Source organism: Stenotrophomonas sp. YJH_SMC_29 (genome assembly GCF_059371235.1).
The window spans coordinates 67,000-88,557 of record NZ_JCAFUK010000005.1 but is presented as its reverse complement, the minus strand read 5'-3'; the positions used below and the strand labels follow the sequence as shown (position 1 = coordinate 88,557).

General features: G+C 67.7%; 13 protein-coding genes. 9 read left to right on the top strand and 4 right to left on the bottom strand.

Going from position 1 to position 21,558, the window contains the following annotated elements:
* The first annotated feature begins 10 nt into the window (after positions 1–10).
* The 4 genes from AC5P9I_RS07505 to AC5P9I_RS07490 all read left to right on the top strand — a co-directional run bounded on the left by AC5P9I_RS07505 (position 11) and on the right by AC5P9I_RS07490 (position 6,066).
* On the top strand, positions 11–2,605 hold the full coding sequence (locus AC5P9I_RS07505) for a bifunctional aspartate kinase/diaminopimelate decarboxylase (RefSeq protein WP_049467401.1): 2,595 nt from the start codon (positions 11–13) through the stop codon (positions 2,603–2,605).
* A 76-nt stretch (positions 2,606–2,681) separates the two neighbouring features.
* Positions 2,682–4,034 carry a UDP-N-acetyl-alpha-D-muramoyl-L-alanyl-L-glutamate epimerase gene (gene murL, locus AC5P9I_RS07500; protein ID WP_053462399.1) on the top strand — a complete coding sequence of 451 codons (1,353 nt, stop codon included), beginning with the start codon at positions 2,682–2,684 and terminating at the stop codon, positions 4,032–4,034.
* Positions 4,015–5,424 (top strand): UDP-N-acetylmuramoyl-L-alanine--D-glutamate ligase, encoded by a 1,410-nt coding sequence (gene murD, locus AC5P9I_RS07495; RefSeq protein ID WP_130768420.1) that lies wholly within the window; start codon positions 4,015–4,017, stop codon positions 5,422–5,424. The genes murL and murD overlap by 20 nt, the downstream gene beginning before the upstream one ends.
* A 108-nt stretch (positions 5,425–5,532) precedes the next feature.
* Complete coding sequence (locus tag AC5P9I_RS07490) at positions 5,533–6,066, top strand: hypothetical protein (protein WP_130768419.1); 534 nt, start codon at positions 5,533–5,535, stop codon at positions 6,064–6,066.
* Between the two features lie 87 nt (positions 6,067–6,153).
* On the opposite strand, the gene AC5P9I_RS07485 is transcribed toward AC5P9I_RS07490, so the two are convergent.
* Entirely contained in the window at positions 6,154–6,747 is a 594-nt protein-coding gene (locus AC5P9I_RS07485; protein ID WP_130768418.1) for an SMI1/KNR4 family protein, read from the bottom strand.
* Between the two features lie 134 nt (positions 6,748–6,881).
* On the opposite strand from AC5P9I_RS07485, the gene AC5P9I_RS07480 reads away from it, so the two are divergent.
* Positions 6,882–7,673 (top strand): dienelactone hydrolase family protein, encoded by a 792-nt coding sequence (locus AC5P9I_RS07480; RefSeq protein WP_130768417.1) that lies wholly within the window; start codon positions 6,882–6,884, stop codon positions 7,671–7,673.
* Between the two features lie 120 nt (positions 7,674–7,793).
* Here the strand turns inward: AC5P9I_RS07480 and AC5P9I_RS07475 are convergent, their stop codons facing one another.
* Positions 7,794–8,792, bottom strand: coding sequence for a polyprenyl synthetase family protein (locus AC5P9I_RS07475; protein ID WP_049467389.1), 999 nt, complete (start codon positions 8,790–8,792; stop codon positions 7,794–7,796).
* Positions 8,793–9,006: 214 nt separating this feature from the next.
* Here AC5P9I_RS07475 and AC5P9I_RS07470 point away from each other — a divergent pair, with 214 nt between their 5' ends.
* On the top strand, positions 9,007–10,620 hold the full coding sequence (locus AC5P9I_RS07470) for an alpha-glucosidase family protein (protein ID WP_130768416.1): 1,614 nt from the start codon (positions 9,007–9,009) through the stop codon (positions 10,618–10,620).
* Positions 10,621–10,856: 236 nt separating this feature from the next.
* On the opposite strand, the gene AC5P9I_RS07465 is transcribed toward AC5P9I_RS07470, so the two are convergent.
* Together AC5P9I_RS07465 and AC5P9I_RS07460 are read right to left on the bottom strand one after the other, a co-directional pair.
* The gene (locus tag AC5P9I_RS07465) at positions 10,857–13,613 is read right to left on the bottom strand and encodes a TonB-dependent receptor (RefSeq protein ID WP_057494194.1); all 2,757 of its coding nucleotides are present in this window, start codon (positions 13,611–13,613) and stop codon (positions 10,857–10,859) included.
* A gap of 251 nt (positions 13,614–13,864) precedes the next feature.
* Positions 13,865–15,916 (bottom strand): glycoside hydrolase family 97 protein, encoded by a 2,052-nt coding sequence (locus tag AC5P9I_RS07460; RefSeq protein ID WP_049467465.1) that lies wholly within the window; start codon positions 15,914–15,916, stop codon positions 13,865–13,867.
* Between the two features lie 237 nt (positions 15,917–16,153).
* On the opposite strand from AC5P9I_RS07460, the gene AC5P9I_RS07455 reads away from it, so the two are divergent.
* The 3 genes from AC5P9I_RS07455 to AC5P9I_RS07445 are packed head-to-tail and all read left to right on the top strand — an operon-like array spanning position 16,154 to position 21,545.
* Positions 16,154–18,346, top strand: a complete 2,193-nt coding sequence (locus AC5P9I_RS07455; RefSeq protein WP_130768415.1) for a glucosidase family protein — start codon at positions 16,154–16,156, stop codon at positions 18,344–18,346.
* Positions 18,343–19,830, top strand: a complete 1,488-nt coding sequence (locus tag AC5P9I_RS07450; protein ID WP_053462406.1) for an MFS transporter — start codon at positions 18,343–18,345, stop codon at positions 19,828–19,830. Before AC5P9I_RS07455 ends, AC5P9I_RS07450 begins: the two co-directional genes overlap by 4 nt.
* Positions 19,830–21,545, top strand: a complete 1,716-nt coding sequence (locus tag AC5P9I_RS07445; RefSeq protein WP_164688147.1) for an alpha-amylase family glycosyl hydrolase — start codon at positions 19,830–19,832, stop codon at positions 21,543–21,545. The genes AC5P9I_RS07450 and AC5P9I_RS07445 overlap by 1 nt, the downstream gene beginning before the upstream one ends.
* The last annotated feature ends 13 nt before the right edge of the window (positions 21,546–21,558 follow it).

Sequence of the window (21,558 nt, the reverse complement as noted above, 5' to 3'; positions counted from 1 at the left end):
TAGCCAATCCATGTCAGCTTCCCCCCTTGTCGATCGTTGGATCGTACTGAAGTTCGGCGGCACCTCGGTGTCGCGTCGTCACCGCTGGGACACGATCGGGAAGCTGGCGAAAAAACGCGCGGAAGAGACCGGCTCGCGCGTGCTGGTGGTGGTGTCGGCGCTGTCCGGTGTCACCAACGAACTGACCGCGATTGCCGATGGTGCGCCCGACAGCCGGGACCGGGTGGCAGCGCTGGTCGAACGCCATGAAGGCTTCCTGGCCGAGCTGGGCCTGGGCCGCGAGGTGCTGGCCGAGCGCCTGGCGGCGCTGCAGGGCCTGCTCGACGATGCGCGCGCGGCCACCCGTCCGCTCGCCTGGCAGGCCGAAGTGCTGGGCCAGGGTGAGCTGCTGTCGTCGACCCTGGGCGCGGCCTATCTGCACGCCTCGGGCCTGGACATGGGCTGGATGGACGCGCGCCAGTGGCTGGACGCAATGCCGCCGCAGCCGAACCAGAGCGAGTGGTCGCAGCGACTGTCGGTGAACTGCCAGTGGCGTGCCGATGCGGAGTGGATGCAGCGCTTCCGCGCGCAGCCGACCCGCCTGCTGATCACCCAGGGCTTCATTTCGCGGCATGCCGACGGCGGTACCGCCATTCTCGGCCGCGGTGGCTCGGATACCTCGGCGGCGTACTTCGGCGCGCTGCTCGGCGCCAGCCGCGTGGAGATCTGGACCGATGTGCCGGGCATGTTCAGTGCGAATCCGCGCGACGTGCCCGATGCGCGCCTGCTGACCCGGCTGGACTATTACGAAGCGCAGGAAATCGCCACCACCGGCGCCAAGGTGCTGCATCCGCGCTCGATCAAGCCGTGCCGCGACGCCGGCGTGCCGATGGCCATCCTCGATACCGAGCGCCCGGAACTGCCGGGCACCAGCATCGACGGCAGCGCCGCTCCAGTGCCCGGGGTAAAGGCGATCAGCCGCCGCAACGGCATCGTGCTGGTGTCGATGGAAGGCATCGGCATGTGGCAGCAGGTCGGCTTCCTGGCCGATGTGTTCAACCTGTTCAAGAAGCACGGCCTGTCGGTGGACCTGATCGGTTCGGCCGAAACCAACGTCACCGTGTCGCTGGACCCGTCCGAGAACCTGGTCAACACCGATGTGCTGGCCGCCTTGTCGGCCGACCTGTCGCAGATCTGCAAGGTGAAGGTGATCGTGCCGTGCGCGGCGATCACCCTGGTCGGCCGTGGCATGCGTTCGCTGCTGCACAAGCTGTCGGACGTGTGGGCCACGTTCGGCCGCGAACGCGTGCACATGATTTCGCAGTCGTCCAATGACCTGAACCTGACCTTCGTCATCGACGAGGCCGATGCCGATGGCCTGCTGCCGATCCTGCATGCCGAGCTGATCGACAGCGGTGCGATGCCGGTGGAAGAAACCGAAGTGTTCGGCCCGCGCTGGCGCGAGATTGCCGGCACCGTGCGCCCGCGCGGCACGCCGTGGTGGCGCGGCCAGCGTGCGCACCTGCTGCAGCTGGCCGATGCCGGTACGCCGCGCTACGTCTACCACCTGCCGACGGTGCGCGCCCGCGCCCGCGCGCTGGCCGCGATCAAGCCGATCGACCAGCGCTACTACGCGATCAAGGCCAACAGCCACCCGGCCATCCTTCAGCTGCTGGAAGCGGAGGGCTTCGGCCTGGAGTGCGTGTCGCACGGCGAGCTCAAGCATGTGTTCCAGCACCTGCCGGAGCTGTCGCCGCGGCGCGTGCTGTTCACTCCCAGCTTCTGCCCGCGCAGCGAGTACGAGGCGGCGTTCGCCCTGGGCGTGACCGTGACCGTCGACAACGTGGAAGCGCTGCAGCGCTGGCCGGACCTGTTCCGCAACCGCGAGCTGTGGCTGCGCGTCGACCTGGGCCGGGGCGAAGGCCACCATGCCAAGGTCCGCACCGGCGGCAAGGATTCCAAGTTCGGCCTGCCGATCGCCCGCGTGGACGAGTTCGTTCGCGCGGCCACCGAGCTGGGCAGCCGCGTGGTCGGCCTGCATGCACACCTGGGCAGCGGCGTGGAAACCGCGCAGCACTGGCGCCTGATGTGCGATGAGCTGGCCGGTTTCGCCCGCCGCATCGGCAGCGTGCAGACCATCGACATCGGTGGCGGCCTGCCGATTCCGTACAGCGACGAAGACGAGCCGTTCGACCTGGACGCCTGGGCCGAGGGCCTGGCCGAGGTCAAGGCGCTGCACCCGGCATTCCGCCTGGCGATCGAGCCGGGTCGCTACCTGGTGGCCGAATCGGGCGTGCTGCTGACCCATGCCACCCAGGTGGTGGAGAAGGACGGCGTGCGCCGCGTGGGCCTGGATGCCGGCATGAACACGTTGATGCGCCCGGCGCTTTACGACGCCTGGCATGACATCGAGAACCTCAGCCGGCAGGGGGGGTACGCCGAAGCGGCGTTCGATGTGGTCGGGCCGATCTGCGAATCCAGCGATGTGTTCGGCAAGCGCCGCAAGCTGCCGGTGTCCACTGCGCCGGACGACGTGATGCTGATCGCCGATGCCGGTGCCTACGGCTATGTGATGGCCAACACCTACAACCAGCGGGCGATGCCGCGCGAAGACGTGATCGAGTGATTGCCTTCCGCACCCTGCACCCGCCCACCGACACGTCCCGCGCGCATGCGCGGGCCTGTGCCTGACCGGATACACCATGACTGCTTTCGACAAACACCAGGTTTCCCGCTTCCGCTTCGTCCGCTGCGACTTCGCTGCGGATACCGGCGTGGCCCGGCTGGTCTACGCCTTCGATGACGGCCCGGAGATGGTGGAGACCATCACCGTGCCCGGCGCCCCGTTCGTGCTGGACCCGGCGCGTGCGGCAGCGGTGCAGCGCGCGCTGCAGCTGCTGCACCTGATCGCCGGCGTCAGCTACTACAAGGCCGGCGTACCGGATACGGTCAGCATCGACAGCTACAGCATCGATGCCGATACCGCCGCGCTGGTGGAGACCATTTACCTCAACGGCCTGGGCGAATTCGCCTACCGCAACGGCCTGAACCTGCGCGGCCGCTTCCGGTTGCCGGTGCAGGGCGAGGCCGTGCAGGCGCCGGCGCTGGGCCTGCAGCCGCACGCGCTGGTGGCCATCGGCGGCGGCAAGGATTCGCTGGTCAGCATCGAAGCGCTGCGCCGTGCCGGCGTGGACGAGACGGTGACCTGGATCGGTGGCTCGCAGCTGATCCGTGCGTGCGCCGAGCGCACCGGCCTGCCGACATTGAACCTGGGCCGCACGCTGGCACCGGAGCTGTTCGAGCTGAACCGCCAGGGCGCCTGGAACGGCCATATCCCGGTGACGGTGGTGAATTCGGCGATCATGGTGCTGGCCGCGTTGCTGCACGGCGTGGACCAGGTCGTGTTCTCCAACGAGCGCTCGGCCAGCTACGGCAGCCAGATTCCAGGCACCGGCGAAGTGAATCACCAGTGGTCCAAGGGCTGGGCCTGCGAGCAGGCGTTCGGCAGCCATGTGCAGAAGTACGTGGCGGCCGACCTGCAGTACTACTCTCTGCTGCGCCCGATGTCCGAGCTGGCGGTGGCCCGCCAGTTCGCCAAGAGTGACTTCTACGACGCGCATTTTTCCAGCTGCAACCGCAACTTCCACATCCTCGGCGAGCGTCCGGTGAACCGCTGGTGCGGTGTCTGCCCGAAGTGCCATTTCGTGTTCCTGGCGCTGGCTCCGTTCATGCCCAAGACGCGCCTGGTGCGCATCTTCGGCCGCAACCTGCTGGACGATGCCGAGCAGGCCGGTGGCTTTGATGCGCTGCTTGAATTCCAGGACCACAAGCCGTTCGAGTGCGTGGGCGAAGGCCGCGAATCGCGTGCGGCAATGGCGACGCTGGCGCAGCGCCCGGAGTGGAAGGAAGACGTGCTGGTGAAGCGCTTCTGCAATGAGATCCAGCCGCAGCTGGATGCCGCCGAACTGGAACTGGCACCGCTGCTGCAGCTGCAGGGCGAGCACCGCGTTCCGGCCGCGCTGTGGGAACGGGTGCGTGAAGATTTCGAAGCTTGAGGGAAAGCGCGTTGCGCTGTGGGGATGGGGCCGTGAGGGCCGTGCCGCGTTTGCGGTGCTGCGCGCGCGCCTGCCCACGCTGGCATTGAGCCTGTTCTGCCCGGCGTCCGAGGTCGAAGCGGCGCGTGCGGAAACGCAGGGTGCGCTGGACGTTCGCGGTGAGCCGTCGGCCGAGGCGCTGGCGGCGTTCGACGTGGTGATCAAATCGCCCGGCATCAGTCCCTATCAGCCGATCGCGCTGCAAGCAGTGGAGCAGGGCACCACCTTCATCGGTGGCACCGCGCTGTGGTTTGCCGAGCATGCAGGTGCTGATGGCATCGTGCGCGATACCGTGTGCGTGACCGGTACCAAGGGCAAGAGCACCACCACCGCGCTGGTCGCGCACCTGCTGCGCGCGGCCGGCCACCGCACCGGCCTGGTCGGCAACATCGGCCTGCCGCTGCTGGAAGTGCTGGATCCACAGCCTGCGCCCGAGTACTGGGCGGTGGAGCTGTCCAGCTACCAGACCGGTGAGGTGGCACGCAGTGGCGCCCATCCGCAGGTGGCGGTGGTGCTGAACCTGTTCCCGGAACACCTGGACTGGCACGGCAGCGAACAGCGTTACATCGAGGACAAGTTGCGGCTGGTGACTGAAGCCGCACCGCGCATTGCCGTGCTCAATGCCGCCGATCCGCACCTGGCTGCGCTGTCGCTGCCCGAGAGTGAGATGGTCTGGTTCAACCAGCCGCAGGGCTGGCACATGCGCGGTGACATCGTGCATCGCGGCGAACAGGCCGTGTTCGATACCCGCAACACACCGCTGCCGGGCCGCCACAACCGCGGCAACCTGTGCGCGGTGCTGGCCGCGCTGGAGGCACTGGGCCTGGACGCGGTGGCGCTGGCACCGGCGGTGCAGGATTTCCGCCCGCTGCCGAACCGCCTGCAGCGCATCGGCGTGGCGAATGGCCTGACCTACGTCAACGATTCGATCAGCACCACGCCGCATGCCAGCCTGGCTGCGCTGGAGTGCTTCGCCGGCCAGCGCATCGCGCTGCTGGTGGGCGGGCATGACCGTGGCCTGGACTGGACCGATTTCATGCAGCACATGGCGCACGATGTGCCGCCGGTGGAGATCGTGACCATGGGCAGCAACGGCCCGCGCATCCACGCGATGCTGCAGCCGCTGGCCGATGCCGGTCGCTTCGGCCTGCACGCGGCGGGCGATCTTGCCGAGGCGATGGCGCTGGCACGTACTGCGCTGGGCGAGCAGGGCGGGGTCGTGCTGCTGTCACCGGGCGCGCCGAGCTTCGGGGCCTACCGCGACTACGTGGCGCGCGGACGTCATTTCGCCGCGCTGGCTGGATTCGATCCGGACAGCATCAGTGCGATCCCGGGGTTGGGCATCGCCTGATCCGCCGGATCGGGGGCGGATCCCTTTCCGCAGGAAAGGGCTCTGCCCCCCATCCACGCACGGCGTGGATCTACCATGGGCCCTTCCAGGACGGATCGAGAAGCCCGCATGTGTACCTTCATCACCCTGTTCCTGCCCGCATTGTTCTCGCACGTTGAAGCCGCCGCGATCATGGAGCGCAGCGGACGGCGCCTGTTTGCGCAGGATTCGCCCAGCCTGCTGGCGGCCACCGGTCCCGGCTGGCAGCCCTGGCTGAGCGCGGGCCACTGCGATTGCGGTACGGCGCTGGCCACGTTGCATGGCGAGCGGGAGTGGAACGGCGATGCCGAACGCTGGCGGAAGAAGGGCTGGAGCGCGGCGAAGATCGCCCGTGCGCTGGCCGAGCAGCGGGCACGACAGGAACGGGATCAGCAGGAACGTCGCGATGACGCCCTGGTCGACGCCGGCCAGTGGCTGCAGCGTATCGACGCGCTGTTGCAGGCTGGGGCCGCGCGCATCGGCCTGCTGGTACGCGACTACGACGGTTCTGTGGGGGCCCGGCAGCCGAAGCCGCCGGAACGCCACTGGCCGCGCGCGCACCTGGCGGCGTCGGATCTGCTGGCATTCGAGCCGGGCACGTTGCACTGGATCGAACGCGGGTAGTGCCGGCCGCTGGCCGGCAACCTGCGGAGAAACTCATCCGCGCATGGCGTGGCTCCACTGTAGCGCCGAGCCCACGCTCGGCTGCCTTCATTCGTCTTCGTCGATGAACGCGTAATCGCCGTCAATCAGCTGCTGCAGGTAGGCATCGAAGCTGGGCGCGATCACCGCGTAGCTGTCCGGATCGTGCAGGTAGCGCACCACCTGGCCGACCGTACCGCCCGGTGCGGGATCGAAATCCAGGTACAGCATCGAGGTGCCGCCATTGTTCATGCAGTGCGAGAAGCACAGCCGGCGGCTCATCGGCAGATCGGCGTCGATGCCCTTGCCGAGGATCTCCGGCTCGTCATCCAGCCATTCTTCATAGATGGAACGGATGCTGTCGTCCCACTGCCGCTGGTCCTCGAAGATCTGTGCGATCGAGCGCAGGTAGTACGGATAGCCGCCGTCCTCAACGTCAGAGCCGAGCATCAGCAAGCAGACCTCGCCGCCGGGGTACTCGCGGAAGTGGGTGCCATCCACGCGCGACAGCAGTTCCACCAGGCTGTCCGGCACCTGCGGCCACTGCACGCGCAGGCGCTGCAGGTCTTCGGCGCTGGCGCCCTGCACATGGGCCCACTGCGGGGCATCGTCGGCAGACAGGCGTCGGATCAGGCCAGACAGAAAGCGGTCAACAACGTTCATGCGGAAAAAAGGGGACGGAGGGGATTAAGTCGTATCCAACCACACCTGCGTCACGTCGCCAATGCAGAATGCGACGCGGGAGGGGCAAATGCGGCTTAATCCCCTCCGTCCCCTTTTTCTTGCGGAGCAGGCGCATGAATCGTTGGCGATGCGGTGTGGCGGTGGTCCTGGGGCTGGCGGCGATGCCGGCGTGGGCGGCAATGAAGACCCAGCCGGTGGAGTGGAAACACCAGGGCACGACCTTCAGTGGCGTGCTGGTCTATGACGATGGCGAGCACGGGAAGCGTCCGGGCCTGGTGATGGTGCCGAACTGGAAGGGTGTGAACGAGTCGGCCATTGAGAAGGCCAAGCAGCTGGCCGGCGACGACTACGTGGTGCTGGTGGCCGATGTCTACGGCAAGGGCGTGCGGCCGAAGACCGATGCCGAGGCCGGGCCGGTGGCGACCAAGCTGCGCAACGACCGGCCGCTGCTGCGCGCACGTGCGCTGGAAGCGGTGAACGTGCTCAAGGCCCAGGCCGGCAAGGTGCCGCTGGATGCCAGCCGGATCGGTGCGGTGGGCTTCTGTTTCGGCGGTACCACCGTGCTTGAACTGGCTCGCGCCGGTGCGCCATTGGCCGGTGTGGTCAGTCTGCACGGCGGGCTGGGTTCGCCGCTGCCGGCGCAGGCCGGTGGCAGCCACCCGTCGGTGCTGGTGCTCAACGGCGCCGACGACAGGAGCGTGACCGCCGAGGACATCGCTGGTTTCCAGAAGGAAATGGATGCGGCCAAGGTCGATTGGGAATTCACCAACTACAGCGGTGCGGTGCACTGCTTCGCCGAGCGCGATGCCAACAGCCCGCCGGGGTGCCAGTACAACGAGCGGGCGGCGAAGCGCGCGTGGAAGGCGCTGGATGAATTCTTCGAGGAGCGTTTCGAGAAACGCTGATCGGTACAGCGGTAGTGCCGGCCGCTGGCCGGCATTCCCGTGGCATCGGCAGCCTCAGGAGGTTGCCGGCCAGCGGCCGGCACTACAATGCGGTCGATGCGAGGGGGCGGCACGGAAACATCAATGCGAGCGCTGCACCGCGTAGCGTGCCAGGCCACGCAGGGCGGCCACGGCATCGTTGTCGCCCAGGCCATCGAGCGCGCGCTCGGCGGCCTCGGCATATTCCTCGGCACGCGCGCGGCTGTACTCCAGGCCGCCGGTAGCACGGATCGCGGCCAGCACTTCCGGCATCGCCGAGGCGTCGCCGTCCTGCACGATGGTGCGCAGGCGTTCGCGGGTAGCGGCGTCGGAGTGGGCCATCGCGTGGATCAGCGGCAGCGTGGCCTTGCCCTCGGCGAGGTCGTCGCCCAGGTTCTTGCCCAGCTCCTCGGCGTTGGCCGAGTAGTCCAGCACGTCGTCGGCAATCTGGAACGCATAGCCCAGGTGCATGCCGTAGTCGAACAGGGCCTGCTGGGTCGCCTCATCCACGCCGCTGGCCAGCGCGCCCAGGCGGGTGCCGGCGGCGAACAGCACCGCGGTCTTGCGCTCGATCACGCGCAGGTAGGCGGCTTCGTCGGTATCCGGGTTGTGCACGTGCAGCAGCTGCAGCACTTCACCCTCGGCGATGCGGTTGGTGGCATCGGCCAGGATCTGCATCACCGGCATGCGCTCCAGCTCGACCATCAACTGGAAGCTGCGCGAGTACAGGAAGTCGCCGACCAGCACGCTGGGCGCGTTGCCCCACAGCGCGTTGGCGGTGCTGCGGCCGCGGCGCAGGCTGGATTCGTCCACCACGTCGTCGTGCAGCAGGGTCGAGGTATGGATGAATTCGATGATCGCCGCCAGCTGGTGGTGTTCCGGCCCGGCCTGGCCGACCGCATGGCCGGCCAGCATCACCAGCATCGGGCGCAGGCGCTTGCCGCCGGCGGAAATGATGTGGTCGGCGATCTGGTTGATCAGCACGACGTCCGAGGACAGCCGGCGCCGGATCAGGGCGTCGACGGCGGCCATGTCGGCCGCGGCAAGCGACTGGATCTGGGGCAGGCCCAGGGCGGGACGGGTGTCTTCGGTGATGGTCATGCGATCAGGCTTTCAGGCTCACCACTGATTATAGGCGCTGGCCGTGAATTCGGGCGCAAACCGGCCCGCGCGGCAATTCCAGCCCGGCCTGCGCGGCCCTCCGCGTGAATACGTATGCAGGTTGCGCCATGCCCGGGAGCCCGCCGCTAAGCTTGCCGGATCAGGATTTCGGCCCGCTGCCGGCGGGTCCCGCATGCCCGGAGGGGGGCTGTCGATGTCGCACTATCCATGGTGGCGCGGAGCCGTCATCTATCAGATATACCCGCGCAGTTACCTCGATGCCAACGGCGATGGCGTGGGCGATCTGCCCGGCATCATCCAGCGCCTGGACCACATTGCCGCGCTGGGCGTGGATGCGATCTGGATCTCGCCGTTCTTCAGGTCGCCGATGGCCGACTTCGGCTACGACATCGCCGATTACCGCGACGTTGATCCGCTGTTCGGCAGCCTGGACGACTTCGACCGCCTGTTGGCCAAGGCCCACGGCCTGGGCCTGAAGGTGATGATCGACCAGGTGCTGAGCCACACCTCGATCGAGCATGCCTGGTTCCGCGAGAGCCGCCAGGACCGCAGCAACCCGAAGGCCGACTGGTACGTCTGGGCCGACCCGCGCGAGGACGGCACGCCCCCCAACAACTGGCTGTCGCTGTTCGGCGGCTGCGCCTGGCAGTGGGAGCCGCGCCGTGAGCAGTACTACCTGCACAACTTCCTGGTCGACCAGCCGGACCTGAACTTCCATCACCCGGACGTGCAGCAGGCCACCCTGGACAACGTGCGCTTCTGGCTCGACCGCGGTGTGGATGGCTTCCGCCTGGATGCGATCAACTTCTGCTTCCACGACGCACAGCTGCGCGACAACCCGGCCAAGCCCGCCGACAAGCGGGTGGGCCGCGGCTTCAGCCCGGACAACCCGTACGCCTACCAGTACCACTACTACAACAACACCCAGCCGGAGAACCTGCCGTTCCTGGAGCGCCTGCGCGCACTGCTCGACCAGTATCCGGGGGCGGTCAGCCTGGGCGAGATCTCCTCGGAGGATTCACTGGCGACCACGGCCGAGTACACCCGCGATGGCCGCCTGCACATGGGCTACAGCTTCGAGCTGCTGGTGGACGACTACAGCGCCGCTTACATCCGCGATACGGTCTCGCGCCTGGAAGCGGCAATGACCGAAGGCTGGCCGTGCTGGGCGGTGTCCAACCACGATGTGGAGCGCGCGGTCAGCCGCTGGGGCGGCCACCCCGCCGACCCGCGCCTGGCGCGGATGCTGGTGGCGATGCTGTGCTCGCTGCGCGGTTCGGTCTGCCTGTACCAGGGCGAGGAGCTGGGCCTGGCCGAGGCCGAGGTGCCGTTCGAGGCCCTGCAGGATCCCTATGGCATCACCTTCTGGCCGAATTTCAAGGGCCGTGACGGCTGCCGTACCCCGCTGCCGTGGACCGATGCACCGCTGGCCGGCTTCACCACCGGCCAGCCCTGGCTGCCGATCCCGGCCGAACACCGGGCCGCGGCGGTCGCCGTGCAGGAGCGCGACCCGCATTCGGTGCTGGCGGCGTTCCGCGCCTTTCTGGGCTGGCGGCATACCCAGCCGGCCCTCCTGCACGGCAGCATCAGATTTCTTGAAAGCGCCGAGCCTGTGCTGCTGTTCGAGCGTATGCTTGCAGATGAAACCCTCCTGCTGGCCTTCAACCTGTCGGCCGAGGCGGTGAGCCATCCGCTGCCGCCAGGCGACTGGCAGCAGGTGGCGGTGCCGGGCCCGGATGCGGGCACGGTGCAGGGCAATGAACTCCAGCTGCCGCCGCGCGCGGTGTATTGCGCCCGACGCAGCTGACCGTTTTCTCCGGTGGCGGTACTTGCGGGGACGGGGCCGAAGTGCCCCGTCCCTTTTTTGTGGGTGGGGTTCCGGCGAAAGGCATCCACGCAAAAGAAAACCCGCTGCCTGCGCAGCGGGTTTCCGGTCCTGCTCCCTTTGTGTTGCCGGCCAGCGGCCGGCGCTACCGTGTCCGGGTTGCCGGCCAGCGGCCGGCACTACCGGGTCCGGGCTGCCGGGCAGGGCCCGGCGCTACCTCAGAACTTGTAGTTCACGCCCAGCATGTAGGTGCGGCCCCACTCGATGTATTCCAGCGGGCGGTCCTTGCTGCCGGCGTAGGTGCGGTACGGCTCGTTGGTCAGGTTGCTGCCCTGCAGTAGCAGGGTGAGACCGCGCAGGGTGCTGCTGTCGCTGAAGGTGTAGCTGATCTGCGCGTCGGTCACGTTCTCGCCGACCACGTAGCGCAGGCTGCGGTTGCCGTTGAAGTTGCCGATCTCGCCGATGAAGTCCGAACGGCGGCGCTGGCTGACGCGTGCTTCAAAGCCACTGCGCTCGTAGTAGGCGGTGAAGTTGTACACGCGCTTGGACAGCCCCGGCAGGCTGATCGGATCGCTGCCGACGCTGGACGCGCTTTCCGGGTCCAGGATGGTGATGTCGCTCTTGTTGAAGGTCGCGCTGGCCTGCAGGCCGAAGCCACGCAGGTTGTCGGTCAGCATGTCCAGCGGGAACGACGCGGTCAGCTCCAGGCCCTTCAGCGTGCCGCCCTTGCCGTTCTGCGGCGCGGAGAAGGTGCCGGTGGTCAGCACCGGCACGGTCATGCCCGGCGGCGGTACGTAGCTGCCCAGCAGGGCGGTGAAGTCGTAGTTGTCGACCGACTGCGTGTAGACGTAGCTCTTCAGGTCCTTGTAGAAGATCGCGGCGGCCACGTAGGCCTTCTCGCCGAAGTACTTCTCGTAGGACAGGTCCAGTGCGGTGGCGCGCCACGGGTCCAGCAACGGGTTGCCGCCACTGCCGCCGGGGCGGCCGGTGGCGGTATCCACGCCGAACTCCAGGCCGGCACGCATCTGGTCCACGCGCGGCCGCGCAACCTGCTTGGCGGCGGCGAAACGCAGGGTCTGCTGGTGCGGGAACATGAAGGCCAGGTTCAGGCTCGGCAGCCAGTCATTGTAGGTGCGGCCGTTCGAGTACGGCTGCACGTTGTTGCCGGCCGACTGCGAGCTGTCCCAGTAGCGCGAATCCGAGCTCTGGTCGGTGTGCTGCATCTGCACGCCGATGTTGCCGCGCACGCCGACTTCGCCGATGTCGGTGTTGATGTTCAGGCGCGCCCAGGCGGTGGTGATCTTCTCCTGCACCGTCCACGACTTGGGAATCAGGTAGTCCAGGTTGTCGACCGGGTTGAAGGTCATGTAGCGGCCGACCGCGGCCGGCACGTTCCAGGCCGGGATGGTGCCGAGGCCGGCGAAGCCGAGGTTGACCGGGCGGTACTGCAGGTCCGAGGCGATGTTGGCATCGCCCTGCGCACCGAGCAGGATGTTGCCTTCGGACTGGGTCTTCACCTTGCGGCGGTCGGCGTAGTTCACGCCGATGTCGATGTCCGGCGCCCAGGAGGCGATGGCATCGGGCAGGGCGATGGTGGCGGCCAGCTTGCCGCCCTTCAGGCGGTCTTCCACCTGCGGCACCTTGCCATAGCCGGAACCGTAGATGGTGTTGGTCAGGAACAACGCATCGGGATTGGAGTAGTTCAGGCCCGGGCGGATCTGCGAGAAGCCGTCCTGGCGGATCGTCACGCCGATCGTGTCCAGCTGCGGCATCGGGGTCAGCTGCAGGTTGTTTTCCAGGTTCAGCTCATCGCGCGTGGCCTTGGAGTAGTTCAGGTCGGCGACCAGCTTGACGCCACCGAAGTTGAACTCGTTGTTCCAGCCGAACGCATCGATCTTGTCCTTGCGCTTGTTGTACATGCCACGCACCAGCGGATACACGCCGCTGGCGGTGCCGCCGGTGAACGAGCCGTTGGCGTTGATCTGCGGGTTGCTGATCAGCAGGCCCGGCGTATAGCCACCGTTGTAGTTGCTCAGGTTGAGCTCGAACTGGTTGGCGGTGTCGATCTGCTCGGCTTCGGTGTGGAACGCATCGAAGGTGCTGGTCCAGCTGTTGTTCGGGCGGAACTGGATGGTGGCCATCACGCCGTCACGCTTGTTGTTGCCGGTGCGGCGCAGCGCCTTGATGCCATCGGAGAAGTAGGTGCCGGCACCCACGCCCGGGCGGTCGCCCTTGTCGGTGTGCTCGGTGGTCCACGGCTCGTACAGGCCGACCTGGTTCTCCTGGATCGGCATGTCGCTGTGCGCGTAGCCGATGGCGATGCCCAGCGTCTTGTCCAGGAACTGGTCGATGTAGCTGGCGCTGAAGCGGTTGCCGTACGGATCGGTGTTGGCGGCGCGGCCCAGCGAGCTCTTCTGGTAGCGGCCACTGACCGCGATCACGCGCTCGCCGAAGCTGAGCGGGCGCGCCGTCTGCATGTCGATGGTGCCCGACAGGCCCTGGCCGACCAGCGCCGCATCCGGGGTCTTGTACACGGTCACGCCGTTGACCAGTTCGGACGGGTACTGGTCGAACTCGACGCCGCGGTTGTCGCCGGTGCTGACCACTTCGCGGCCATTGAGCAGGGTGGTGGCGAAGTCCGGCGACAGGCCGCGCACGCTGATCACCTGCGCACGTCCGGCGACGCGCTGTGCGGCCAGGCCGGGCAGGCGCGAGATGGACTCGGCGATGCTGACGTCGGGCAGCTTGCCGATGTCTTCGGCGGAGATCGCCTCGACCACCGAGGTGGCGTCCTGCTTGACCGCGATCGCGCTCTCGATGCCGCGGCGGATGCCGGTGACCTGCACCGTATCGAGGTTGGTGGCGGCGGTGCCGGCCGGCGTGGTGGTGTTCTGCGTGGACTGTGCCGACGCCAGTGTCGGCGCCAGGACAACGGCCAGCGCGATGCTCAGCGCGCTGCGCTTGTGGTTCAACATTTTCCCCTCCCAGGCAATGTTGCAGATCGATTTGTGAGCGTTCCGGCGGGGCCGTGAACGTGCGACGCGGTGGCCGCTGTCGTCGCCGCTATGGTAGGCAGCGCATTCTTCGCGGGAATCACCCTGCATACGTATTCAATGGCGTCGGCAGGGATGTAATCGCTTTCAGGTGCTGCTTGCGGTAGTGCCGGCCGCCGGCCGGCAATCGCACTCACCGGGTTGTCAGCCGGCGGCCGGCACTACCCGGGCGTTCAAAGCGGTGTGAAGCGAATGGCCTGCCCGCCACCCGGTGCCAGTACCACCGACAGCAGGTCGGCGTTGGTCACCTCGCGGGTTTCGCGGGTGAATGCGAATGGGTTGCTGCGGAAATCCGCACCCTCGCCATCGCGGTAGATCTCGGCGCGATAGCGCACGCCCGGCTCCAGGAAGCCCAGCGAGACCGGCAGCACGCGGCCGTGTTCATCCGTGATGCTGCCGAGGAACCAGTCGCGGCTGTTGCGGTCGCGGCGCACGATCGTCACGTAGTCGCCCACTTCGCCATCGAGCACGCGGCTCTGCTCCCAGTCCACCGCCACGTCCTCGATGAAACGGAACGCCTCGCGGTGCTGCAGGTAGTGTTCGGGCAGGTCGGCGGCCATCTGGATCGGGCTGTACAGCACCACGTACAGCGCCAGCTGCCGCGCCAGCGTGCTGGGGATGGCCTGGCCGTGGCGGCCCTTCAGGCTGAGGATGCCGGGGGTGTAGTCCATCGGCCCGGCCAGCATGCGGGTGAACACCAGGTTGACCTCGTGCTCGGGCGGGTTCGGCGGCTGGCCCCAGGCGTTGTACTCCATGCCGCGCGCGCCTTCGCGCGAGATCCAGTTCGGGTAGGTGCGGCGCAGGCCGGTGTCCTTGATCGGTTCATGCGGGTTCACCGACAGGTGCCGGCGCGCGGCCTCCTGCACCACCTTCAGGTGATGGCGGGCCATGAACTGCCCGTCGTGCCACTCGCGCCACAGCGGTCCCCCTGCCGGATTGCGACGATCGACCTGGCCGTCGTCGCACACATAGCCGGTCTTGAACTGGTCCACGCCCAGCCGTGCATACAGGTCCAGCGCGGCACCCAGCTGGTCCTCGTAGTGCTCGATGGCGCAGCCGGTTTCATGGTGGCCGATCAGGTGCACGCCCTTCTTCAGGCCATACGCCGACAGCGCTTCAATGTCGAAATCAGGCGTGGCGCGGGTGAAATCGAAGTCGTAGCCATTGCCCAGCCACATGCCATCCCAGCCCGGGTTCCAGCCTTCCACCAGCACGCCGCGGAAGCCGTGCGCGGCCGCGAAGTCGATCACCTTCTTCGTCTTGGCGGTGGTGGCCGCGTGCTTCGGCCCGGTCGCCCAGCTCTCGTTGTCCAGGTGCATCGACCACCACACGCCCAGGTACTTGGCCGGCTTCACCCAGCTCACATCCCCCAGCGCATTGGGTTCGTTGAGATTGAGGATCAGGTCCGATTCGACCAGGCCACCGGCGCGGTCGGCGATCTGCAGCGTGCGCCAGGGCGTGGCGAAGGGCAGGGTGCGGCGTACCTTCCAGCCTTCGGCCGAGGGCGAAAGCTGCGCGCGCAGGCGTTGTCCCTCGGTCCGGCGCAGCCACATGCCGGCATAGTCCACCAGCGCCGCTTCGTGGATCGCCACGTGCAGGCCGTCGCGGCTGCGCAGGGTCATCGGCGTATGCACCAGCGGCACTTCGCGCAGCGGCGTGCGCTGGTACAGGTATTCGTAGTGGATCGGCTCGCCGGCGGGAATCCACCAGGCGGTTGATTCGGGCGCGATGGCGAACTCGGTCAGTTCGTCATCGATGATGGCCTCGCGCAGGTTCGGTTGTTCGGGGAACACATAGCGGAAGCCAAGGCCATCATCGTAGACGCGGAACACCACATCCAGCCGCCGCTTGCTGCCGGTGGTTTCGGCGAGCTGTACGGTCAGCTCGTTGAAGTGGTTGCGGGTGAGCCGGCGTTCGCCCCATGGCTGTTCCCAGGTGTCATCGACGCTGCGCCGCTGCTGGCCCAGCAGGGCGAAATCGCGGTCCAGGCGGCCGTCGCGCAGGGCAAAGCCGAGCTTCGAATCCTCCACCACGGTGTCGCCCAGGCGCTCGACACGGTAGCGGGCGGTGCCGCCATCCAGCAGCAGACTGACCTTCAATACCTTTCCCGGCGATTCGACGCTGGCCACCTGCGGCGTGGCCTGTGCCAGCGTGGCCCACCCGATCAGGGCCAGGCCGAGCATGTGCGCGAACACCGCGCGTACAGCAGTGGATGACATCGGCAGTTCCCCTCCCAAGGCGCCGTTGGCAGACCCGGACCATAAGCCAGCGCGGCGGGCGCGCCACCGCGCGATGCCATGAATACGTATGCAACTGGACGCAGCTGACAGCCCCGCGTCTACCATGGGGCCAGGGCACCTTGAGGGAGGGGCCGCGCCCGCCCGCCGGCAACGACGGTGCGGACCTACAACGCGTGCAGAGAGGGAGGGAGGCCGACGGGCGCAAGCCGGTCCGCCGCTTCGATGCTGAAGATCATTTGCCTGACCGCTGCCCTGGGGGCAGCGCTGGGTTCGACCGCGCAGGCGGCCGACCTGCAATTCGACGGCCGCAACGCGCGCGCCGAAGCGGCTGCCAAGGGTGGCTTCGTGCTGCATGCGCCGAAGGGAGAGGTGCGCATCGCGCCCATGCCGATGCGCAGCCACACCGACAGCGTCATGTTCGATGCGTTGTTCGCGCTGGCCCAACAGGAGATGGACCAGGACCGGGTGGACGCGATCCGCGATCCGGCGTTCGACGAGGGCCGGCCGGTCCCGTGCGACTGCTTCCAGACCGGTGCGCGCTGGCCCTATGTGTGGACCCGCGATGTCAGCTTCGCCGCCGATCTGGCGCTGGCGCGGCTGGACCCGCAGCGGACCCGGCAGTCGCTGCAGTTCAAGCTGTCGGCAGCCCGTGACGGGCGTACGCCCGGCCTGTTCGTGGCGCAGGACACCGGTTCCGGTGGCAGCTGGCCGATCAGCAGCGACCGGGTGGTGTGGTTCCTGGCGGCTCGCCACCTGCTGGCGGATCGCGTGTTTGCCGACCAGGTCTGGCAGGCACTGCAGGGCACGCTGGCGCAGGACCGCGCGATGGTATTCGACGCGCAGATGGGCCTGTACCGTGGCGAGACCTCGTTCCTGGACTGGCGCGAGCAGACCTATCCGGACTGGACCCGCGAGGACGTGCGCTTCATCGGTGATTCCTACGCGCTGTCCACCAACGTGCTGCACTACCAGGCACTGCGCCTGGCCGAACGCTTGGCCGGTCAGCGCGGCGACGCCCGTGCGGCCGACTACAGGGCGTGGGCCGATGCGTTGGCGCAGCAGATCGATACACGCTTCTGGCGCGAGGACATGGGCCAGTACATGAGCTACATCGGCGAAGCCGCGCACCCGGTGCCGTATGCCAAGGTGGATCTGCTCGGCCTGTCGCTGGGCATCCTGGCCGGAGTGCTGCCGCCCGAGCGCGCGCACCGCGCGCTGGCCGCGTACCCGAGGGCACCGGCTGGCAGCCCGGTGGTGTGGCCGCAGGAGGCGCAGCAGCCGATCTACCACAACCGTGCGATCTGGCCGTTTGTCAGCGCCTACGCGCTGCGCGCGGCGCGGCAGCTGGACGATGCGCCGCGCATCGCCGCCGAAATCCGCTCGCTGATGCGCGGTGCCGCCCTGGCCGGTTCCAACATGGAAAACTACGAACTGGTCAGCCAGGCCGTGCATGTCGAGGAAGGCGCGCTGAGCGGCCCGGTGGTCAATTCCGAACGCCAGTTGTGGTCGGTGGCGGGGTACCTTTCGATGGTGGTCGAAGGCGTGTTCGGCGTGCAGGACGATGGCCGCGTGCAGCCCAAGCTGCCGGCCGTGCTGGTGCCCGAACTGTTCGGCAAGCAGCGCCGCATCTCCCTGGAGGCCGATGGCAAGCGTTATGTGCTGGAGCGTCCGAAGCAGGTGGGTGACGGCCTGCTGGTGGCGGGCACGGTGAAAACGCGGGGCACCACGACCACCGTACAGCTGGTGGCCGCGCCGTCGCGTGCGTTGCCCGCCAGCACGGCCGATGCCAATGCGCGCGCGCCGGCGACCCCGGCCGTACCGAAGGTACGACGCAGCGGCAAGGGTTGGTCGGTGCCGGTGGCCGAAGGCCAGGTGCTGTGGCGGGACGGCCGGGCGGTGACTGCGGTCACGCAGGGTGTGGCACGCATCGTCGATGATGGCCTGCAGCATTGCCTCAGCCTGACCGTGCGCGACGGGGCGTCGGAGTCGCTGCACAGCCCGATGCGCTGCGTCGGTCCGCAGCAGCTGCTGAAGGGCGCAACGCGCTGGCAGTTCACCCCGGCCAAAGCCGGGCAGGTACGCCTGCGCCTGCAGTACAGCAACCCCAGCGGGCCGATCAACACCGGGGTGACGGCTGCAGTGAAACAGCTGGCGCTGCAATGCCCGGGCCAGCCGCTGCAGCGGCGTACGGTCACCCTGCCGCACAGCGTAGCCGTGCAGGATTCGACCTCGGCGACGTTCCCGGTGACCAGGGGCCGCTGCACGATCACGCTTGAAGAGGGGTTCAACATGAGCGCGCTGCAGCACTTCGCGCATTACACCGGCGGCAAGGGCGGGCGCGATGGCGTGGTGAACCAGGCCCAGGTGCGGGCACTGACAGTGGCGCCGGTTGCGGCCGCAGAGGGCGCACCATGAACCGTCCGGCCAAGCCGCAGCTGTCGTTCTGGCAGATCTGGAACATGTGCTTCGGGTTCCTCGGCATCCAGTTCGGCTTCGCCCTGCAGAATGCCAACGCCAGCCGCATTTTCGAGACGCTGGGCGCGGACATGGATGCGGTGCCCGGGCTGTGGATCGCGGCGCCGCTGACCGGCCTGCTGGTCCAGCCGGTGATCGGCTACCTGTCCGATCGCACCTGGACACGATGGGGGCGCCGCCGTCCGTTCTTCATGATCGGGGCGGTGCTCACCACGCTGGCGCTGCTGGTGATGCCGAACTCACCGACGCTGTGGATCGCCGCCGGCACGCTGTGGGTGCTGGACGCGTCGATCAACGTATCGATGGAGCCGTTCCGTGCCTTCGTCGGCGACCAGCTGGCGCCGCGCCAGCGCCCCGCCGGCTACGCGATGCAGAGCTTCTTCATCGGCGTGGGTGCGATCGTCGCCAGCTTCCTGCCCTTCATCTTGGCTCATTTCGGTGTCGCCAACACCGCAGCCGCCGGGGAAGTGCCCGACACCGTGCGCTATGCGTTCTATTTCGGCGCGGTGGTGCTGCTGGCGGCGATCACCTGGACAGTGGCCAGCACCCGCGAATACTCGCCGGCAGAGCTGGCCGGTTTCGATGATGCCGAACCTCCGGCACACCACGCAGCAGCGGTGATCAGTGGTCCTGCACCGTGGACGCAGGTGGCCTTGTGGCTCGGGCTGGGTGTGTTGCTGGCCCTGCTGATCACCTGGCGGCAAGGCGACAGGATGCTGTACGTGCTGGCGGGCCTGTGCGCCGGCTATGGCCTGTTGCTGGCGGCCGCGCGCGCGTTGCCGGCCACCCACATGCTGGCCGCCATCGTGGGTGACCTGCGCGCGATGCCGATCACCATGCGTCGCCTGGCATGGGTGCAGTTCTTCTCGTGGTTTGCGCTGTTCGCGATGTGGATCTACACCACCGCCGCAGTGGCGGGCACCCATTTCGGTTCGACCGATCCACAGTCGGCGGCCTACAACGAGGGCGCCAACTGGGTGGGTGTGCTGTTCGGTGCCTACAACGGTTTTGCCGCGCTGGCCGCAGTGCTGATTCCACCGTTGGTGCGTGCGATCGGCCTGCGCTGGAGCCACCTGGTCAACCTGTGGCTGGGCGGCGCCGGCCTGGTCTCATTGATGTTCATCCGCGATCCGCACTGGCTGCTGCTGTCGATGGTGGGCGTTGGCTTCGCCTGGGCATCCATCCTTTCGCTGCCGTATGCATTGCTGTCCGACAGCGTGCCGGCATCGAAGATGGGCGTGTACATGGGCATCTTCAATTTCTTCATCGTGATCCCGCAGCTGGTCGCTGCCAGTGCGCTTGGCTTTGCCCTGCGTGCCTGGCTGGGCGGCCAGCCGATGCAGGTGCTGGTGCTGGGCGGTTGCAGCCTGTTCGTCGCCGGCCTGTGCGTGCTGCGGGTTCCGTCCCGTCCGGAGGTGGTGTGATGCGTGGTGCGCTGTCTGTTGCTGTTTCCCTTGTACTGCTGGCCGGCCAGGCGGCGGCCGCGCCGCGCCAGGACTACGTCGGTACCACCGAGCCGTTCGCCAGCGATGCGGTGTACTTCGTGGTCACCGACCGCTTCGTCAACGGTGATCCGGCCAACGATCATCGCGCCCAGGGCGGCGTGCACCGCACCTTCGATATTCCGGTGCCGTGCCCGGACAAGGTGGACGGCAACATCGGCTACCTCGGCGGTGACTTCCGCGGCGTGCTCGACAATGCGCAGTACATCCGCGACCTCGGCTTCGGCGCGGTGTGGATCACGCCCATCGTCGACAATCCGGACGAGGCGTTTACCGGCAGCAAGCCGATCAGCTGCACCAGTACGCTGACCGACCGCGGCAAGACCGGCTACCACGGCTACTGGGGCATCAACTTCTACAAGCTCGACGAGCACCTGCCCAGCAAGGACCTGGACTTCGCCGGGCTGACCAAAGGGCTGCATGGCGCGGGCCTGAAGGTGGTGCTGGACATTGTCGGCAACCACGGCTCGCCGGCCTGGACCATGCCAACGCGGCAGCCGCAGTTTGGGCAGATCTTCGACAAGGAGGGCAGGCTGATCGCCGACCACCAGAACCTGCCGCCCCAGAAGCTGGATCCGAAGCACAACCCGCTGCACGCGTTCTACAACAACATCGGGCCGGTCGACAGCAAGGACGGTTCGATCTTCGACGGCAATCTGGCCGAGCTGTCCGACTTCAACCAGGACAACCCGGCGGTGATGGATTACCTGGTGGGCGCCTACCTGCAATGGACCGCGCAGGGCGTGGATGCACTGCGCATCGACACCATCGGTTGGCTGCCGCACCCGTGGTGGCACGCCTTCGTCAAGCGCATCCGTGCCGAGCATCCGGGCATGTTCATGTTCGGCGAGGCGTTCGACTACGATGCCGCGCGCATTGCCGAGCACACCTGGCCGGCCAACGCCAACGTCAGCGTGCTCGACTTCCCGTTGCGGGGGGCGCTGGAGCAGGCCTTCGGCACCGCCGGCAAGGGCTTTGAAGTCCTGGCCGAGCCGCTGCACCTGAGTGGCGGTCCCTACGCCAACCCGTACGAGCTGATGAGCTTCTACGACAACCATGACATGCCTCGCCTGCAGGCGAGCGACAACGGCTTCATCGATGCGCACAACTGGCTGTTCACCGCGCGCGGCATTCCGGTGGTCTACTACGGCTCGGAAACCGGCTTCATGCGCGGTCGCGCCGAGCACGCCGGCAACCGCGCGTACTTTGGCCAGGAGCGTGTCGACGCCGCGCCGCAGAGCCCGATCTTTGCGCCGCTGCAGCGCATCGCCAGGCTGCGTGAGGCCACTCCGGCGCTGCAGCGTGGCCTGCAGGTGAACGAGCGGCTGCAGGGCGACGAGGCGGTGTTCTTCCGCGTACTGCAGCACGGCGACGTGGCGCAGACCGCGCTGGTGCTGTTGAACAAGGGCGACCAGGCCCGGACCTTCACCGTGGCGCGTTACCTGCAGGCGGGCCGCTGGCGCGATGCGCTGGGCGGCGGCGAGGTGAAAGTGAAGAACCGCCTGCAGACTGAAGTGCCTGCGCACGGGGTGAAGGTCTACGTGCTGGATGCGCCGGTACAGCAGCCCGCGCTGCAGGCCGAGCTGGACAAGGCGGTGGCCGACCAGAAGGCGCGGGACGTGCGCCTGGGGCGGTAGTGCCGGCCGCTGG

What these genes read in the sequence shown, in the direction of transcription:
- AC5P9I_RS07505 (WP_049467401.1), top strand. Translation starts at nt 11, where the DNA reads ATGTCAGCTTCCCCCCTTGTCGATCGTTGGATCGTACTGAAGTTCGGC.
- murL (WP_053462399.1), top strand. Translation starts at nt 2,682, where the DNA reads ATGACTGCTTTCGACAAACACCAGGTTTCCCGCTTCCGCTTCGTCCGC.
- AC5P9I_RS07490 (WP_130768419.1), top strand. Translation starts at nt 5,533, where the DNA reads ATGTGTACCTTCATCACCCTGTTCCTGCCCGCATTGTTCTCGCACGTT.
- AC5P9I_RS07485 (WP_130768418.1), bottom strand. Translation starts at nt 6,747, where the DNA reads ATGAACGTTGTTGACCGCTTTCTGTCTGGCCTGATCCGACGCCTGTCT.
- AC5P9I_RS07480 (WP_130768417.1), top strand. Translation starts at nt 6,882, where the DNA reads ATGAATCGTTGGCGATGCGGTGTGGCGGTGGTCCTGGGGCTGGCGGCG.
- AC5P9I_RS07475 (WP_049467389.1), bottom strand. Translation starts at nt 8,792, where the DNA reads ATGACCATCACCGAAGACACCCGTCCCGCCCTGGGCCTGCCCCAGATC.
- AC5P9I_RS07470 (WP_130768416.1), top strand. Translation starts at nt 9,007, where the DNA reads ATGTCGCACTATCCATGGTGGCGCGGAGCCGTCATCTATCAGATATAC.
- AC5P9I_RS07465 (WP_057494194.1), bottom strand. Translation starts at nt 13,613, where the DNA reads ATGTTGAACCACAAGCGCAGCGCGCTGAGCATCGCGCTGGCCGTTGTC.
- AC5P9I_RS07455 (WP_130768415.1), top strand. Translation starts at nt 16,154, where the DNA reads ATGCTGAAGATCATTTGCCTGACCGCTGCCCTGGGGGCAGCGCTGGGT.
- AC5P9I_RS07450 (WP_053462406.1), top strand. Translation starts at nt 18,343, where the DNA reads ATGAACCGTCCGGCCAAGCCGCAGCTGTCGTTCTGGCAGATCTGGAAC.
- AC5P9I_RS07445 (WP_164688147.1), top strand. Translation starts at nt 19,830, where the DNA reads ATGCGTGGTGCGCTGTCTGTTGCTGTTTCCCTTGTACTGCTGGCCGGC.